Source organism: Flammeovirga agarivorans, assembly GCF_012641475.1.
In the GTDB taxonomy this organism is placed as follows: Bacteria; Bacteroidota; Bacteroidia; order Cytophagales; family Flammeovirgaceae; genus Flammeovirga; species Flammeovirga agarivorans.
In genome coordinates, this window is the sequence record NZ_JABAIL010000041.1 from 1 (window position 1) to 1861 (window position 1861).

At 33.5% G+C, this 1861-nt stretch carries 2 protein-coding genes; both read right to left on the reverse strand.

The features are described from left to right. Nucleotides 1–140 precede the first annotated feature (140 nt). Nucleotides 141–668 (reverse strand): hypothetical protein, encoded by a 528-nt coding sequence (locus HGP29_RS28085; protein ID WP_168885797.1) that lies wholly within the window; start codon nucleotides 666–668, stop codon nucleotides 141–143. A 111-nt stretch (nucleotides 669–779) separates the two neighbouring features. Next, nucleotides 780–1775, reverse strand: coding sequence for a hypothetical protein (locus HGP29_RS28090; protein ID WP_168885798.1), 996 nt, complete (start codon nucleotides 1773–1775; stop codon nucleotides 780–782). Between the last annotated feature and the right edge of the window lie 86 nt (nucleotides 1776–1861).

The window sequence follows — 1861 nt, forward strand, 5'->3', positions numbered from 1 at the left end:
GTATAAGATAAAACGATTATAAGCTTAAAATTTATTGAAAATCTCATTGGTTATGAATATGCAAGCTAACGTAATGGCTAAACTACGAGCGAGGGTGCGTCACCCGAGACTTGGTGTTTAGCTATTGTTATACACATTTTTTAATCTTGTTCTTGATTTAATGCTGGAAATGATTTAGAATATTTTACTTGAATTATATCTCCTATTTTATGTTTATTACTCGAGGTCCATCCTTTATAATTCCAACCATCAACATTGAATTCATATTTTACTTTATTCCCTTTTTGATTTGTGTCGATAACCATTGAATTTGTTACTCCCAAATTATTCTGTAATTCATATTTTCTAATTTGATCTACAATTTCATAAGTACAATACCCTGGTATAAAACATATTCCAATCAATAAAACTGATTGAAAATAGACTTTTCTGGATTTTGATAATTTTTGAAATGGTAGATGCGAATAATGAAAAGACAAAAGAAATGAACTAATTAAATATCCAAATATAAAAATTGCTCCTATGATATTAAAGGGAAAAAAAGAGTTGGCTCCAAAATAAAGTTCTGAAGAAAATAAGTAAAATATTGCAGAAAAATATAGAATCCATTTATAACCAATTGGTGACCAAAACCACCATTTTAATAAATTTTCTAAGTAACTTTTCATGTTTTAATTATGATTAAATCAGTACCATTCAAATATTGTGTATAACGAAATTGCTATGCGTAGTGTCCCGAAGGGCATTACGTATAGCTGTTGTTGCCGGCAGTGTTTTATTCATTTTATTTTTGTCCAGTTTCTTGTGTCAATCCAAGGTTTTCTTTCAGCAAGTTGTTTAAAGGTCATTGTCTCCACAAAGCAGCCATCGCAAACTGAAAAAGGAACGTCAAGATTTTTTATTTTCTGAATTGTCTCCTTTGTTTTTTCGGTCAATGAATGTTCTCCGTTCCAGTCCCACCGCTCAAGTGCTTGCATAGCGTAGATCCGTCCTACAACACTCGGAGAATATAAAATGTCTTCTACAAGTTTATAATTGTCCGATTTGGTCAAACTGTCTATTGTTGTTTTGCCAATTGTTGGTCCTCCTCCATCTCCACAAGACCTACCCCATTTCAGAAAGTGTGTTGGGTTTGACATCGTTTCGTAGTAAGCAAGTTCCGTTTCTAAGTAGTCATCAGATGTTGGGGTCAATCTTAATGGGAAGATATTTAGAGCTTGATATTTTTTTATGTTCTTGTCAAAAGTCTGTGTGTAATAAACTCCATAGGACGAACACTTAATTGGGAAATTAATATGATCAATGATTACATCTCTTATAAACTCGTGTCCTTGACCTGTGAAATACATGTTAATGTTTACCAATAAAATATCCTGTTTATAATGGAGAATTGATATGACAAAATTTCCGTAACCTCCGTAGTAAATGTCACCAGTAACAGTCAAGTCAAAACCAACTTCAATGCTTCTATTTTGTTCGGGTAGATGATACTCTTTGCCCTGGAAACCAGGAAGATGTTTTGCAAACTCTTCATAGTTAGGTTTAAGTTTTGGAATTTCATTTACAAGCCCTGTAAGAATTTCCAAGTCTTCTGTTACATATTCTTGGTTTACTAGTTCTGTGGATTCTCTTAACACTCCTCGCATGTTGTCAATTTGTTTTTGCAAGACTTGTCTGTTTAAGTCAACGATAGATTTGTCAACAGTCTTGTCATTGTCAACAATCCAACAACTTGTCAGGATAATTGTTAATATTATGAGTTGTCCTCTTTTCATTTTTGCATTGCTGGCAACGTAATGGCTAAACTACGTGTGAGGGTGCGTCACCCGAACGTGGAGTTTTAGCTGGTGTTACAGAGCTT

Excerpts from the sequence above, each read along its gene's own strand:
- HGP29_RS28090 (WP_168885798.1), bottom strand. The coding sequence starts at position 1,775 with ATGAAAAGAGGACAACTCATAATATTAACAATTATCCTGACAAGTTGT.
- HGP29_RS28085 (WP_168885797.1), bottom strand. The coding sequence starts at position 668 with ATGAAAAGTTACTTAGAAAATTTATTAAAATGGTGGTTTTGGTCACCA.